We start from the raw sequence: 13,659 nt of genomic DNA, 5'->3' as shown, positions 1-13,659 counted from the left end.
TGGATTCCTTGTTCACAGCACTTCAGAAAGAAAACGTTGCAGACGCGGCGATTGCGGGCTATCGAACAGCGCTGTCGGGCTGCCGACCTCGATAATCTCGCCTTCGTCCATAAACACCACCTGATCGGCGACTTTGCGCGCGAACCCCATCTCGTGCGTCACCACCACCATCGTCATACCGCGACGACACAGATCGGCCATCAGGGTCAGCACGCCTTTTACCAGCTCGGGATCCAGTGCCGATGTAGCTTCATCAAACAGCATGACCTCCGGGTCCATCGCCAGCGCGCGGGCGATCGCTACCCGCTGCTGCTGACCGCCGGAAAGATCGCGCGGATGATGATCGGCACGCTGGCCCAGTCCCACCTCTTCCAGGCGCTGACGGGCAATCGCCATCGCCTGGGATTTTGGCAGCCCCTTCACTTTCCACGGTGCCAGCGCCACGTTCTCCAGCGCGCTATGATCGGGAAACAGGTTGAAGTGCTGAAACACCATGCCGATGCGCAGGCGTAGAGCATCGGGTTTGTCACGCAACACCGAACGTCCGGCCAGCAACACATCGCCGGACTGCGGCTCATGCAGCCGGTTGATGCCACGTAGCAGGGTGGATTTACCGGAACCGGACGGCCCAATGATGCAGGTCGTCGTGCCGGGGGCGACACTTAGCGACACCTGCCGCAGTACCTCGATCGGTCCGTAGGCCAGTGACAGTTTTCGCAGTTCGAGGCTGGCGCCTTGCCAGTTGGTCTCAGTCATGATGACCTCCCAGGCTGCCGAACAGCGCTTTGTTCGCGGGTTTCTGCACCTCTTCCACCTCTTTCAGGCCGCTCTGTGGTGCCGTGCGCCGACGGCGGCCCGTGCGATAGCGCACGTCAACGTAGTTCACCATATGTGTCAGTGGCACGGTGATGATCAGATAGAACAATCCGGCCAGCATCAGCGGCGACAGGTTGCCAGTCAGCACCGCTGCATCCTGACCGACGCGAAACAACTCGCGCTGGTTGGTCATCAGTCCCAGCAGATACACCAGCGAGGAGTCTTTGATGATGGCGATAAACTGGTTGACGATGGCGGGTAGCACCCGGCGGATCCCCTGCGGGATCACCACCAGCCGCATCGCCCGGCTGTAGCTCATGCCGAGGGCGCGACAGGCTTCCATCTGGCCGCGTTCCACGCTCTGAATGCCCGCGCGGAAGATCTCACCCATATAAGCGCTGGCGATCAGGCTGAGGGCAAAAATGCCGAGCGGATAGGGCGACGGGCCAAACAGCTGATAACTGAAGCGCGCTAATCCCTGACCGATCAGCAAAATGGTGAGAATCGATGGCAGGCCACGAAACAGGTCGGTATACATCCTGGCAGGCAGACGCACCCAGCGTGACGGAGAGATCCCCAGCAACGCCAGCAGCAGACCCAATAGCGTCCCGAGCAGGGTGGCGGCCAGCGAGATGATCAGCGTGTTGACCAGACCGTTCGCCAACAGCTGCGGTAACACTTCCATCATCGACGGAAAGTCAAAGAAGGTGCGGGAAAGAATTGTGAGTACGTCCATCGGCGTCTCCCTTCAGTACGGGTGATGAGCAGGCTCATCACCGGTGAAAAACCCCTGACTACTGGCCGTCAGGCAGATACTGTTTTGGCATCGGGGAGCCGGGAAACCATTTTTCATACAGTTGTTTCCAGGTGCCATCCTGCATTCCCGCTTTGATCGCTTTATCCAGCGCGGCTTTGAATGCCGGTTTGTCTTTGGCGATCGCGACGCCAGCGGGCGCATCGAAGGAGGGGATATCGGCGGCAGAAACCAGTTTGAAGCGATCGGCATAGCTTTTCGCCGCTTCATAATCGAGGAACACCGCATCCAGCGTGCCGTTATTCAGTGCCGAGACGGCGGTGTTGTTATCCGGGAAACGCACGATATCGGTCTGGGTAAAGTGCTGAACCGCATAGTTTTCCTGCAATGTCCCCTGAATCACCCCGAGGCGATGCTTCGCCAGCGTCGCGACGTTGGTCACACCGCTGTCACTGCGTGTCAGCACCGTCAGATAACCCGCGAGATAGCCGGTGGAGAAATCAACGGTTTTTTCGCGCGCCGGGGTGATACCAATCGCGGCAACACCGGCGTCAAACTGACCATTCGCCACGGCGGGCAGAATGGCGGAGAAATCCTGACCGACAAAGTCCACCTGTTCGATACCCATGCGGTGGGCGACGTTCTTGAAAAACTCCACATCAAAGCCGGTGAACTGACCGCTGGCGTCGGTGAAGGTGTAAGGTTTGGCGTCGCCAACGCTGGCGACACGCAGATGACCGGGAGAGAGCAGACCCCAGGGGTTGTCTTGACTTACAGCATGCGTGGTGAAGGAAAGCGAACACAAGGCGATGGCCGCGCCGAACAGCGCGTGCAGGGATTTATGCGATTTCATAGCTCGTCCGTTTTTGCAGGTTAAACATCAGAGACTGTTGAGCCGGTGAGCTGTAATGTTTTTGAGACCGGTCTCAACGCAGGTGACTCCATGAGATTCAGTGATTGTGAGACCGGTCTCATGGAGTTAGAATGAGTTTAAGCACACCCGTTTTTCAGCGTCAATGATCCTGACCTCAACCTGTGATTCGAATTAATTATGACCAAGCAAAAAGTGCGTTCTAAAGCGCCGACCGTGGCCGATGTGGCGCGTGCGGCAAATGTTTCGAAAGCGCAGGCGGCAAGGGCGCTGGGAGGGTATGGCGCGGTCAGTGAAGAGGTGCAGACCCGCGTGAGTGGTGCGGCAGTCGCACTCGGGTATCGTCCTAACGAACTGGCACGCAGCATGAACACCGGACGATCTAACACCATTGGGGTGATTGTCGGGGATATTGAGAACCCGCACTTTGGTCTGGCACTGCGCGGTATGGCGGATGTGACACGCCAGGCGGGTTATCAGTTGCTGCTGAGTAACAGCGATGAAAAATGGCAGGCCGAGCAGGATGCGGTGCGGGTGATGTTGGAAAAACAGGTGGATGGCATCATCGTCACACCATGCTGCTCGGAATGGGAGAAAAATGGTCATCTGATGCAGGTTCAGGCGGAAGGGCGGGCGCTAAAATTATTTGATCGTGCGGTTATTGGTATGGAAGTGGAGGCGATATGCTGCGATTTTACTGCCGTTGCGCAACAGGCGACTCACCAACTGATTGCGGCGGGACACCGTGAGGTGGTGTATGTCACCAGCATGACGCTTGAGCACGATTTTCAGCAACTCAGCGACTTTGGTTTGACCCCGGTCGCACAGCGCGTTGATGGCATGATGCGTGCCTTTGCTGCTGCCGGACATCCCTTCGCTCCCGGCATGGTGCAGGTGAATGCTGGCAGTGACGAACAGATCCAGCAGATCGTGGCACGCTTATGGCAACGTCCCCGACCGCCCACTGCGTTGATCGCCTCTGACAGCGTGGTGGCGATGTCGCTGCTGCGTGCGCTGACACAACGTGGCCTGCGCATCCCGGATCACCTGTCGTTTGTGATGTATGACAATTTTCCGTGGAGTGAAATCGTCTCACCGCCGCTCACGGTGGTGGCACAACCGGTCTACGAAATGGGCCGCGAAGCCGCACGCCGCTTGATCGCGGAAATCCGCGGTGAGGCAGCAGGGCCATTGCCGGTGTTCAGTGCCGAATTGATTGAACGCCAGTCAATAGGAAAACCCCGCACGCAAGCGTAGCGCCGCGATTTATGAAGTGAACCCCATAACCTGGACAGTCCATACCGTTAAAAAATCAGATGATTTTGTTCTGAGCTTGCGCGAACAGGATACACCTGATGCGATAAGCGCCACGACCCTGGATGCTTTAATGGCGGTAACAGGTATGACCATCTGCAAAAACTGGCAGATGCTTACCTGCCTCATGATGCAGAAGACAATGGGGCGCTCACTCCCGCTCAGGTCCAGACTATTCGCGAACTCTCTGCGGCCAGCGGTAAATTGGAGGAGCGATTTAACAAAAGCCTGATGTAAGGCAGCACAATATTATTTCCGGGTTGGCGCGTGATACCAAATTGACATTGCTATTAAAACCGACACTCTGTTAGCACATGCTGGCAGGGTGTTTTATTTTGCTTGCGATAAAATTTATTGACATAGCGCATGGTAATCAATACTTATTGTGGCAAGTATTAACACCAGTACCAAATAATCATCAGGACGTGGTTATTGAGAATATTACTGATGGAGATGAGAGACTCCAGATATTATAAAGAAAATATTAGTCTGTAAACATATACACAAAATTCTTTTCTTAAAAATAATAATTAATTTGCATGATTATCAACACCAGGGCAGCAGCGATATCAGCGTTATAACAATTTTAACATGCAATGATTAAATTGAGCTGATTTCCACTGCTATTCCACGACAAAACGCCCGTCTGTTTCGCCAGGCGATGCGCAGCCTATGAATAAATGACAATGACAAAGATCAGTGATAGCGCGTTGCGAATAAGAACTGTTGGCAACTTCCACAACAAGGTAAATGATAAGCATAAAACGCATTTAGCCAAAAATGTTAAAGGATGCAGTAATAACTACTGCGCCCCGCGGAGTCAGGATTTTAGTTTTGATTTTCCGTATAAAAATATCACCCAGGTTGATTGTCATCCTGGGAAGCTATCGGGTAATCCTTTAAGTTTGAAGAAGGTGGTTTTCACCGTTGTTTTCGTACAGGCGGTTTTTTCGGGGGCTGGGGCATCTCCGACCGGTGTGGCACTAACCCGAAGTCAGCGCTCAATCAGCTGGTTTGCTGTCCCTGTACATTGTGACGATTTTGCTACAGCACGCGCTAAAGTACAGAAGCTTAAAGATTGCGCGGCTAATTTAGCCTATGTTAATAATAAAGCTAAAAATCTCATCAGGCGCGCCAACACGGTGGGGAAAAAGGAATGCAATAACATCAATAGTAATATAAAAGACATGAACATTGTGACGGGAAAACCGATCATCACCGAAGTCTCTCCTGATTGTTTGGGTGCAAATGGCGATAACGATGTGGCTAATCTTCAGCGTGAGAAGAGTAGCACCGATGAGTTCATAAAAAACCTGGAAAAACAGAATACCAGCTACTCACGCACCAGCGTCAACATTCTGCATATGTACAGGGACGATGTGGATGCCAATATAAAAAAATTAGAGCAGCATAAGCAGGATGTGCTGGATATTAACACCAGTAAAAATAATCTTGGCGAGGAATGTGTCATAAAGATAAAAAATCAAAATAATGTGGAGAATTTACGTGACGCATTTGAAAACCTCGAAGCACTAAATGCAGGCTATAAGGATAGCAATTTTGAAATCAATCGGGACATTATCTTTGCTAATGATGCTATCCCGAAAAGACATGATATGCACTGTGAGACGTCGCCAATTGCACAACAAGAAATGGACGCCTTCCATGATGAAAAATATTTCCGTTGCGATAACGGTGGCCCGCCAGATGAGTATTGCCAGGATCCTGCAACCCATTTAGCCGACCAGGTATACATGGATAACTTTCCTAACCCACGCGCCAGACCTCCGTTTCATTTCAAGTAACAAACTCTCGTAGCGGCGCGATTTATCGCGCTCTTACCCTTGTCCGGCTAAATCATCCGGAGTTGTAATGATAACCATTCGCAGCTAGTATCATTACACTTTTCACCTTTTGACATACTTTGACATCATGCTGCCTGCTGCCGAATTGCCCGCTGCACCTTCTCTCGCGCTGTTTTACGCCAACAATCACCGCTGGCTGAAGCACTGGCTGACGGGCAAGCTGCGTTCGGCGTTTGATGCGGATGATGTCGCGCAGGACACGTTTTTACGGGTGATGTCCGGTCATCATTTGGCCGAGATTCGCGATGCCAAATCATTCCTCTGCACCCTCGCCAAACGCGTAATGGTGGACCGCTTCCGCCGCAATGCGTTGGAAAATGCGTATCTGGAATTACTCAGCCAACTGCCTGCAACGGTAGTGCCATCACCGGAGATACAGCAAAGCCAGCTGGAAACCCTGCAATTGCTGGATCGGATGCTGGATGGGCTAGGCCACAAGGCGCGTCAGGCCTTTCTGTTGTCGCAATTGGATAACCTCACCTATGCGGAGATTGCCGCGCAGCTGTCGGTTTCGGTCAGTTCGGTGAAGAAATATATGGCGAAAGCCACTGAACATTGCCTGCTGTTTCGTCTTGAGCAGGGGTTGTGACGTGACCGCGCCACTCTCCAGCTCACAACGCGAAGCATTGCGCAGTGCTTCACATTGGTACGCGCTACTGAGCGGCGAACGCGTCAGTCCGCAGCAGGAAATCAAATGGCAGCGCTGGGTCGAGGCTAACCAGGACAACCAGTGGGCATGGCAACAGGTAGAGAACCTGCGTCAGCAGATGCAGCGCATGCCGGGTGAGGTTGCCAGCAAAGCGTTGCGCGATTCACAGCTAACGCGGCGTCATGTGCTGAAGGGATTGCTGCTGGCGGTCGGTGTGGGTGCCGGATGGCCATTGTGGCACAGCGAATATGCCGCCGGATTACGCGCGGATTATCGCACTGCCCGTGGCGAGATCCGCCATTACCCGCTGGACGATGGCAGCTTGCTGACGCTCGACACTGCCTCGGCGGCGAATGTCACCTTCAGCGCCAGCGAGCGACGTATCGATCTGATTGCCGGCACCCTGGCGATTACCACAGGCAAAGACACGGCACAGCGCCCGTTACGGGTATATACGCGCCAGGGACAAATGACCGCGCTCGGTACCGCCTTCAGCGTACAACAACAGGGCGACAGCACCTGGCTTGGCGTCTCGCAACATGCGGTGGCAGTACGCCTCGCCAATGATGCCACCCAAACCCTCACCGTGCAGCAGGGGCAGAGCCTGTCTTTCACCGCCGATCGCTTCGGTACGCTGGCTCATGATGTCCCAGGCGCGCCCGGCTGGATTAATGGCTGGCTCAGCGTCAGCGATCGTCCGCTGGGTGAGGTGATCGACCAACTGGCGCGCTACCGCCAGGGGATCTTACGGTGCGATGCCGATGCGGCCCGCCTGCGCGTCAGCGGCACTTTTCCGTTGTTGAACAGCGACCAGGCGTTACACGCCCTCGAGCAAACCCTGCCTATTGCCCTGCATCGCATCACCCGTTATTGGGTGCGGGTACAGCGGCGATAAATTTTTTTGTTTCGCCATTGTCCCTTTTGCCTGCGTCATACGACTTATCTCTGAATATCACAAAAAATCATAAATTTTGGAGAGGTTATGACTGTTTCACGTCCAGCTTGGCACCTGCTTCCTGCATTACTTTTCACCTCGGGAATGGTGATGGCGGCCACACCGGCCACTCATCCTTACAATATTGCTGCCGGTCCGTTGGACAGCGCATTAAACCAGTTCGCCTCTGCTGCGGGTATAACGCTGTCGCTGGATGCCAGCCTGACGCGCGGTAAACACAGCGACGGTTTACAGGGCGATTATTCGGTGGCTGATGGGCTGTCGACCCTGCTGGCCGATTCACAGCTCGAAGCCAGTCCGTTGGGCGGCAATCTGTGGACGGTAAAACAGCGCGCCAACGAACAAAGTCTGACGGTGGTGGGTGACTGGTTGGGCGAAGCACGCGAGAGCGACGTGTTTGAGCACCCTGGCGCGCGTGACGTTATCCGTCGCGCCGACTTCGCTAAAAACGGTGCCACCACCATGCGTGAGGTGCTCAACCGCATTCCTGGCGTCAATGCCCCGGAAAACAACGGTACTGGCAGCCACGACCTGGCAATGAATTTCGGCATTCGTGGTCTGAATCCGCGTCTCGCCAGCCGTTCAACGGTGTTGATGGATGGTATCCCGGTGCCGTTTGCGCCTTATGGTCAGCCGCAACTGTCGCTGGCACCGGTCTCGCTCGGCAATATGGATGCGGTGGATGTGGTGCGCGGCGGGGGGGCGGTACGCTATGGGCCGCAGAGCGTCGGTGGCGTGGTCAACTTTGTTACGCGCGCGATCCCGCAGGATTTTGGTATCGAAGCCGGTGTGGAAGGGCAGCTCAGCCCGACCTCGTCACAAAACAACCCGAAAGAGACGCATAATCTGCTGGTGGGTGGTACCGCCGATAACGGGTTTGGCAGCGCGATTCTGTACTCCGGGACGCGCGGCAGTGACTGGCGGGAACACAGCGCCACCCGCATTGATGATGTGATGTTGAAAAGCCAGTACCAACCGAATGACGTGCACACCTTCACCAGCCTGCTGCAATATTATGACGGTGAAGCGGATATGCCGGGCGGCCTGAGCCGCGCCGACTACGATGCCGACCGCTGGCAATCGACTCGCCCGGTCGATCGCTTCTGGGGCCGTCGTCAGCTCGCCAGCCTCGGTTATCAGTTCCAGCCGGACGCGCAGCATAAATTCAATATCCTCGGCTTTTACACCCATACGTTGCGCAGCGGCTATCTGGAGCAAAAGGCTATCGTGACGTTGTCACCGCGTGAGTATTGGGTACGCGGTATCGAACCGCGCTACAGCCAAAGTTTTAACCTTGGCCCTACGGCGCATGAAGTGGGCGTGGGTTATCGCTATGTCAACGAATCAGGCCATGAGCTGCGTTACTACGTCCCGACCGCCAGCGGTGATTTGCCGTCCACCTCCAGCCCTTATGATCGCGACACCCGTTCTGGCACCGAGGCGCACGCGTGGTATCTGGATGACCGCATTGATGTCGGTAACTGGACCATCACACCGGGCATGCGTTTTGAACATATTGAATCTTTCCAGCGTAACGCGATTCGCGGTACGCGCCAGGACGTCAGCTACAATGCGCCGCTGCCGGCGTTGAACGTGTTGTACCACCTGACCGACAGCTGGAACCTGTACGCCAACACCGAAGGATCCTTCGGCACCGTGCAGTACAGCCAGATAGGCAAAGCGGTGCAAAGTGGCAGCGTCGAGCCGGAAAAAGCCCGCACCTGGGAAGTGGGCACCCGTTACGACGATGGCGCGCTGACGGCAGAGGTCGGGCTGTTCCTGATCAACTTTAACAACCAATATGACTCCAACCAGACTGATGACACCGTCAACGCGCGCGGGAAAACTCGTCATACCGGATTGGAGAGCCAGGTACGCTACAACCTCGGAGAACTGACCCCAGCGCTGGAAGAGGTAGCGGTGTACGCCAGCTATGCGTATGTCAATGCTGAGATCCGCGAGAAAGGCGATACCTATGGCAATCAGGTACCGTTCTCGCCGCGCCAGAAAGGCACCCTGGGCGTGGATTACACACCGGGCAACTGGACCTTTAACCTTAACAGCGAATTCCAGTCGAGCCAGTTTGCCGATAACGCCAACACCGTGCAGGAAAGCGCCGATGGCAGCACCGGGCGAATTCCCGGCTTTATGTTATGGGGGGCGCGCGCCAATTATGCTTTTGGTCCCAGCCTCGCCAACCTCAACCTCGCACTGGGGGTGAAGAACCTGTTTGATCAGGAATATTTCACCCGCTCCTACGACGACAACAACAAAGGCATCTATGCTGGGCAGCCGCGCACCTTCTATCTGCAAGGTTCACTGAAATTCTGACGGGAGAGGTCACTATGCGCGTTCTTTTTTTGCTGCTGGTATTGATGACACAGGCTAGCGCGGTGACGGTGCAGGACCAGCACGGCACTTTCACCCTGAACCAGGTGCCGCAACGGATTGTGGTACTGGAACTGTCGTTTGCGGATGCGCTGGCGGCGGTGGATATCAGCCCGGTGGGGATTGCGGACGATAACGACCCGCAACGCTTGCTGCCGGAGGTGCGTGAACATCTCCAGCCCTGGCAATCGGTCGGGCTGCGTGGACAGCCCAGCCTGGAAGCCATCAGCGCCTTGCACCCGGATCTGATCATCGCCGACAGTAGCCGTCATACCGCTATCTACAGCGCGTTGCAGCGTATCGCCCCGGTGTTGTTACTTCAGTCACGTAATGAAACCTACGCAGAAAATCTACAATCTGCGGCCATTATCGGTGAAGTGGTGGGTAAAAAAACCGAGATGGCGCAGCGCCTGGCGTTGCACCGACAGCGTATCGCGGCGGCGGCCAAACAGCTGCCACAGGGCGCGCGGGTGATGTTTGGTACGTCGCGGGAAAATCAGTTCACGCTGCATTCGCGCGACAGCTACACCGGCGGGGTGCTGGCGGCACTGGGGTTGCAGGTGCCGGAGGCGATTAACGGTGCGGCGATGACACCGATCGGCCTCGACGCCCTGCTGGCGCAGAACCCGGACTGGCTGCTGGTGGCGCACTATCGCCAGGAAAGCATCGTCAAGCGCTGGGAAGCCGACCCGTTATGGGAAATGTTGAACGCGGCGCAACAGCATCATGTACGTGCTGTCGATAGCAACAGTTGGGCGCGCATGCGTGGTTTGTTTGCGGCGGAAAAAATTTCGCGTGACACCGTCACGTTATTTGCGCCATGACCCGTTGGATGATCAGCCTGGTGCTGCTGCTCAGCGCCTTCTGGTTTAGCCTGATCAGCTTCTCACCGGTGCCGATTGCGCCACAATCGGCGCTGCATGCGTTGTGGCCGGGGCAGCCGGCCAATATCGCAGAGGCGCTGGTGTTCAATTTGCGGCTGCCGCGCGCGCTGGTGGCGCTGCTGCTGGGCGCGGCACTGGCGCTGGCGGGCGGATTGTTGCAGGCGTTAACCCATAATCCGCTGGCCTCGCCCTCGGTGCTGGGGATCAACAGCGGTGCGGCGTTAGCCATTGCGCTGGTGTCGGCCTTTGCGCCGGTGAAGCTGGAAGGCTACCCACTGGCCCTGATTGCCGCCGGTGGTGGCGCGCTTAGCTGGCTGTGCGTCACCCTGGCCGCTGGCACGCGCGAGCGACAGCGGCTGATCCTCGCCGGTATCGCGTTATCCGCCTTCTGCATGGCGATGACACGGATTGTGTTGCTGCTGGCGGAAGATCACGCTTACGGCATCCTGACCTGGCTCGCAGGGGGGATTGCCCATGCGCGCTGGCAGGAAGTGTGGCAGCTGTTGCCGGTGATGGGGGTGCTGATCCCGCTGGTGCTGACGCAAACACGAGCGCTCAATCTGCTGAGCATGGGCGATAGCGCGGCGCATAGCCTCGGCGTCAATATTCTCGCGCTGCGTATCGGGCTGAGTATCGCGTTGTTGTTGTTGGTCGGTGCCTGCGTCAGCGTGGCGGGGCCGTTGGGGTTTATTGGCCTGCTGGTGCCGCACCTGGCGCGTGCATGGATTGGGCACGATCTGCGTTTCATGCTGCCAATGGCGATGCTGTTGGGGGCCACGCTGCTGCTGACGGCGGATATCGCGGGGCGCGGGCTGGCATGGCCCGGTGAGCTGCCTGCCGGGGTAGTGTTGGCGCTGGTCGGCGCGCCGGGGTTTGTCTGGCTGGCAAGGAGGCAACGCTGATGTCGACGCGTTATCTGTTGCCGTTGGTGCTGCTGTTGCTGGTGGTTTGCGCCGTTATCAGCCTGAAACTCGGCGTACAAACATTTGCCTGGTCAACCCTGTGGACAGCCTGGCAAGCTGGCAGCGAGGCGCATTTTGTGGTGATGGAGTACCGTTTGCCACGCATGGTGCTGGCGTTGCTGGTGGGGGCGGCGCTGGCGGTTTCCGGGGTGTTGGTGCAGGGCATCATCCGTAATCCGCTGGCCTCACCCGATATTCTCGGGGTTAATCATGCTGCCAGCCTTGCCTCTTTGCTGGCGCTGCTGCTGTTGCCCTCTTTCCCGCTGGGGTGGCTGCCGTTGGTAGCGTTTGGTGGCGGCGGCTTATCACTGCTGCTGCTGCGCTGGCTGACCGGCAGTTCTTCGCCGTTGCGGCTGGCGGTGGTGGGCGTGGCGCTTGCCGCCTGCTTTGCCAGCGTCACTGATTATCTGCTGTTATCGCGTCCGCAAGATGTTAACACCGCACTGCTGTGGCTGACCGGCAGCCTGTGGGGACGCGACTGGCAGATGGTGCTGCTGGCGCTACCGTTGCCGGTGTTGCTGCTGATAAGTCTGGCTTTCTGTCGCGATCTTGATCTGCTGGCGCTGGGCGATGATCGTGCGGCGACCCTCGGCGTGTCGTTGCGTCATTTTCAGCGCGGCGTGTTGCTGCTGGGCGTGGCGCTGGCGGCGCTGGCGGTCGCGGTATGTGGCCCCATCAGCTTTATCAGTCTGGTGGTGCCGCATCTGGTACGCCGTCTGGTGGGTGGACGTCACGCGCGTCTGCTGCCGTTTTCTGCCTTACTGGGGGCGCTGGTGCTGCTGCTGGCCGATGTACTGGCGCGCACCCTGTCTCCACCGATGGAGTTGCCTGCCGGTGTGATCACCGCGTTGATCGGCGCTCCGTGGTTCTTCTGGCTATTAATCAGGACACGATAGATGCAACTGAAGGTTGAGAATCTGACGGCGGGTTACGCAGGCAAACGCGTGTTGCAGGATGTCAGCGTCAGTTTTGCCTCTGGACAAATCACCGCACTGCTTGGTCCCAATGGCTGCGGAAAGTCGACATTACTCAAAGCGCTGGCGCGTCTGCTGATACCCAGCCAGGGACAGGTATTGCTCGCGGAACAACCCTTAGCGCGTTTTTCCGCGCGCCAACTGGCTCGACATCTGGCGTTGTTGCCGCAGCAGCATCTGACGCCGGAAGGGGTCAGCGTGGCGGAGTTGGTGGCTTATGGACGCCATCCGTGGTTGCCGCTGTGGGGGCGGCTATCGGCACAGGATCGGGATCAGGTACAGGCTGCGATGGCGCGTCTGGGAGTGGATCACCTGGCGCAGCAACGCGTCAGCGATTTATCGGGCGGCCAGCGTCAGCGCGTGTTTCTGGCGATGCTGTTGGCGCAGGATACGCCGGTTATTTTGCTGGATGAGCCAACCACCTGGCTGGATATCAATCATCAGGTTGAACTAATGAAACTGATGGGGGAGTTAAAGGCACAGGGGAAAACGGTGGTGACAGTATTGCATGACCTCAATCAGGCCAGTCGCTATTGCGACCAACTGGTGTTGCTGGCAGACGGGGCACTGATCACCCACGGAACACCGGCACAGGTGCTGCAACCGGAGATCCTTAACCGCGTGTTTCAGGTCGATGTAGCGGTGGTGCTGGAGCCACTGAGCGGCGCATTGATGTGCGTGCATCATGATAATTAGCATGATCACGGTAATCGCACTAATTATCAATATTGAAATGATAACTATGGTTATTATTACTTCCATCGAAGGCATACAGCCTTCCACACAAACAAACGAAGGAATAAGACCATGAAAACTATCAAAGCAATGTCAATCGCCGCTGTCGCCGCTGTTTCAATGATGTCATTTGCCAGCTTCGCGCAGAGTGTTTCCGTGACCGCCGATACCCTGGACGGTGCCGAAGCACAAATCGCCGCTCAGGCTGCACAGCATGGCGATCAGTACAAAATCACTGAAGCCAACACCAATAACCGCGTGCATATGACCGCAGAACTGTATAAATAATAAAACGTAGTTCCAACGAGGCCGCCTGATAAGGCGGCTTTTTTTTGTGCAGGAAAAGTTAAATACGCGCGATAAATCGCGCCGCTACCACCGGAACGATATTCAACAACGACATCAATTTCTGCACCATCCGTAGCGGCGCGATTTATCGCGCGACTTGTTAGAAAATCCGGAAACGCAATGTTCCCGGATTTGACGATCAGC

At 56.4% G+C, this 13,659-nt stretch carries 13 protein-coding genes; 10 read left to right on the top strand and 3 right to left on the bottom strand.

Annotation, left to right across the window (positions count from 1 at the left end; genetic code table 11):
- Nucleotides 1-12 precede the first annotated feature (12 nt).
- From AC6I8W_RS24360 to AC6I8W_RS24350, 3 genes are read right to left on the bottom strand one after another with little or no spacing between them, the layout of a single operon-like run.
- Nucleotides 13-756 (bottom strand): amino acid ABC transporter ATP-binding protein, encoded by a 744-nt coding sequence (locus AC6I8W_RS24360; protein ID WP_497838814.1) that lies wholly within the window; start codon nucleotides 754-756, stop codon nucleotides 13-15.
- Nucleotides 749-1,552: an amino acid ABC transporter permease gene (locus tag AC6I8W_RS24355; protein WP_497838813.1), complete on the bottom strand. Its 804-nt coding sequence runs from the start codon at nucleotides 1,550-1,552 to the stop codon at nucleotides 749-751. The genes AC6I8W_RS24360 and AC6I8W_RS24355 overlap by 8 nt, the downstream gene beginning before the upstream one ends.
- A 58-nt stretch (nucleotides 1,553-1,610) precedes the next feature.
- The gene (locus AC6I8W_RS24350) at nucleotides 1,611-2,423 is read right to left on the bottom strand and encodes an ABC transporter substrate-binding protein (protein ID WP_497838812.1); all 813 of its coding nucleotides are present in this window, start codon (nucleotides 2,421-2,423) and stop codon (nucleotides 1,611-1,613) included.
- A 198-nt stretch (nucleotides 2,424-2,621) separates the two neighbouring features.
- Between AC6I8W_RS24350 and AC6I8W_RS24345 the strand changes: the two genes are divergently transcribed.
- The 10 genes from AC6I8W_RS24345 (at nucleotide 2,622) to AC6I8W_RS24300 (ending at nucleotide 13,455) form a co-directional block, all read left to right on the top strand.
- The gene (locus AC6I8W_RS24345) at nucleotides 2,622-3,698 is read left to right on the top strand and encodes a LacI family DNA-binding transcriptional regulator (RefSeq protein ID WP_497838811.1); all 1,077 of its coding nucleotides are present in this window, start codon (nucleotides 2,622-2,624) and stop codon (nucleotides 3,696-3,698) included.
- Between the two features lie 743 nt (nucleotides 3,699-4,441).
- Complete coding sequence (locus tag AC6I8W_RS24340; RefSeq protein WP_497838810.1) at nucleotides 4,442-5,560, top strand: hypothetical protein; 1,119 nt, start codon at nucleotides 4,442-4,444, stop codon at nucleotides 5,558-5,560.
- Nucleotides 5,561-5,687: 127 nt separating this feature from the next.
- On the top strand, nucleotides 5,688-6,209 hold the full coding sequence (fecI, locus tag AC6I8W_RS24335; RefSeq protein ID WP_497838809.1) for a ferric citrate uptake sigma factor FecI: 522 nt from the start codon (nucleotides 5,688-5,690) through the stop codon (nucleotides 6,207-6,209).
- 1 nt (nucleotide 6,210) lies between these two features.
- On the top strand, nucleotides 6,211-7,164 hold the full coding sequence (fecR, locus tag AC6I8W_RS24330) for a ferric citrate uptake sigma factor regulator FecR (RefSeq protein ID WP_497838808.1): 954 nt from the start codon (nucleotides 6,211-6,213) through the stop codon (nucleotides 7,162-7,164).
- An 87-nt stretch (nucleotides 7,165-7,251) separates the two neighbouring features.
- Nucleotides 7,252-9,555 carry a TonB-dependent Fe(3+) dicitrate receptor FecA gene (gene fecA, locus AC6I8W_RS24325; protein WP_497838807.1) on the top strand — a complete coding sequence of 768 codons (2,304 nt, stop codon included), beginning with the start codon at nucleotides 7,252-7,254 and terminating at the stop codon, nucleotides 9,553-9,555.
- A gap of 14 nt (nucleotides 9,556-9,569) precedes the next feature.
- Complete coding sequence (locus AC6I8W_RS24320; RefSeq protein WP_497838806.1) at nucleotides 9,570-10,436, top strand: Fe(3+) dicitrate ABC transporter substrate-binding protein; 867 nt, start codon at nucleotides 9,570-9,572, stop codon at nucleotides 10,434-10,436.
- Nucleotides 10,433-11,398 (top strand): iron-dicitrate ABC transporter permease FecC, encoded by a 966-nt coding sequence (gene fecC / locus AC6I8W_RS24315; RefSeq protein WP_497838805.1) that lies wholly within the window; start codon nucleotides 10,433-10,435, stop codon nucleotides 11,396-11,398. The genes AC6I8W_RS24320 and fecC overlap by 4 nt, the downstream gene beginning before the upstream one ends.
- Nucleotides 11,398-12,354 (top strand): Fe(3+) dicitrate ABC transporter permease subunit FecD, encoded by a 957-nt coding sequence (gene fecD, locus AC6I8W_RS24310; RefSeq protein WP_497838804.1) that lies wholly within the window; start codon nucleotides 11,398-11,400, stop codon nucleotides 12,352-12,354. The genes fecC and fecD overlap by 1 nt, the downstream gene beginning before the upstream one ends.
- Nucleotides 12,355-13,128: a Fe(3+) dicitrate ABC transporter ATP-binding protein FecE gene (fecE, locus tag AC6I8W_RS24305; RefSeq protein WP_497838803.1), complete on the top strand. Its 774-nt coding sequence runs from the start codon at nucleotides 12,355-12,357 to the stop codon at nucleotides 13,126-13,128.
- A 111-nt stretch (nucleotides 13,129-13,239) separates the two neighbouring features.
- On the top strand, nucleotides 13,240-13,455 hold the full coding sequence (locus tag AC6I8W_RS24300) for a YdgH/BhsA/McbA-like domain containing protein (protein WP_497838802.1): 216 nt from the start codon (nucleotides 13,240-13,242) through the stop codon (nucleotides 13,453-13,455).
- The last annotated feature ends 204 nt before the right edge of the window (nucleotides 13,456-13,659 follow it).

The sequence above is a fragment of the Pantoea sp. X-Soil-TKNS-1211 genome (assembly GCF_059730495.1).
This window is presented reverse-complemented; position numbering and strand designations above follow the sequence as displayed.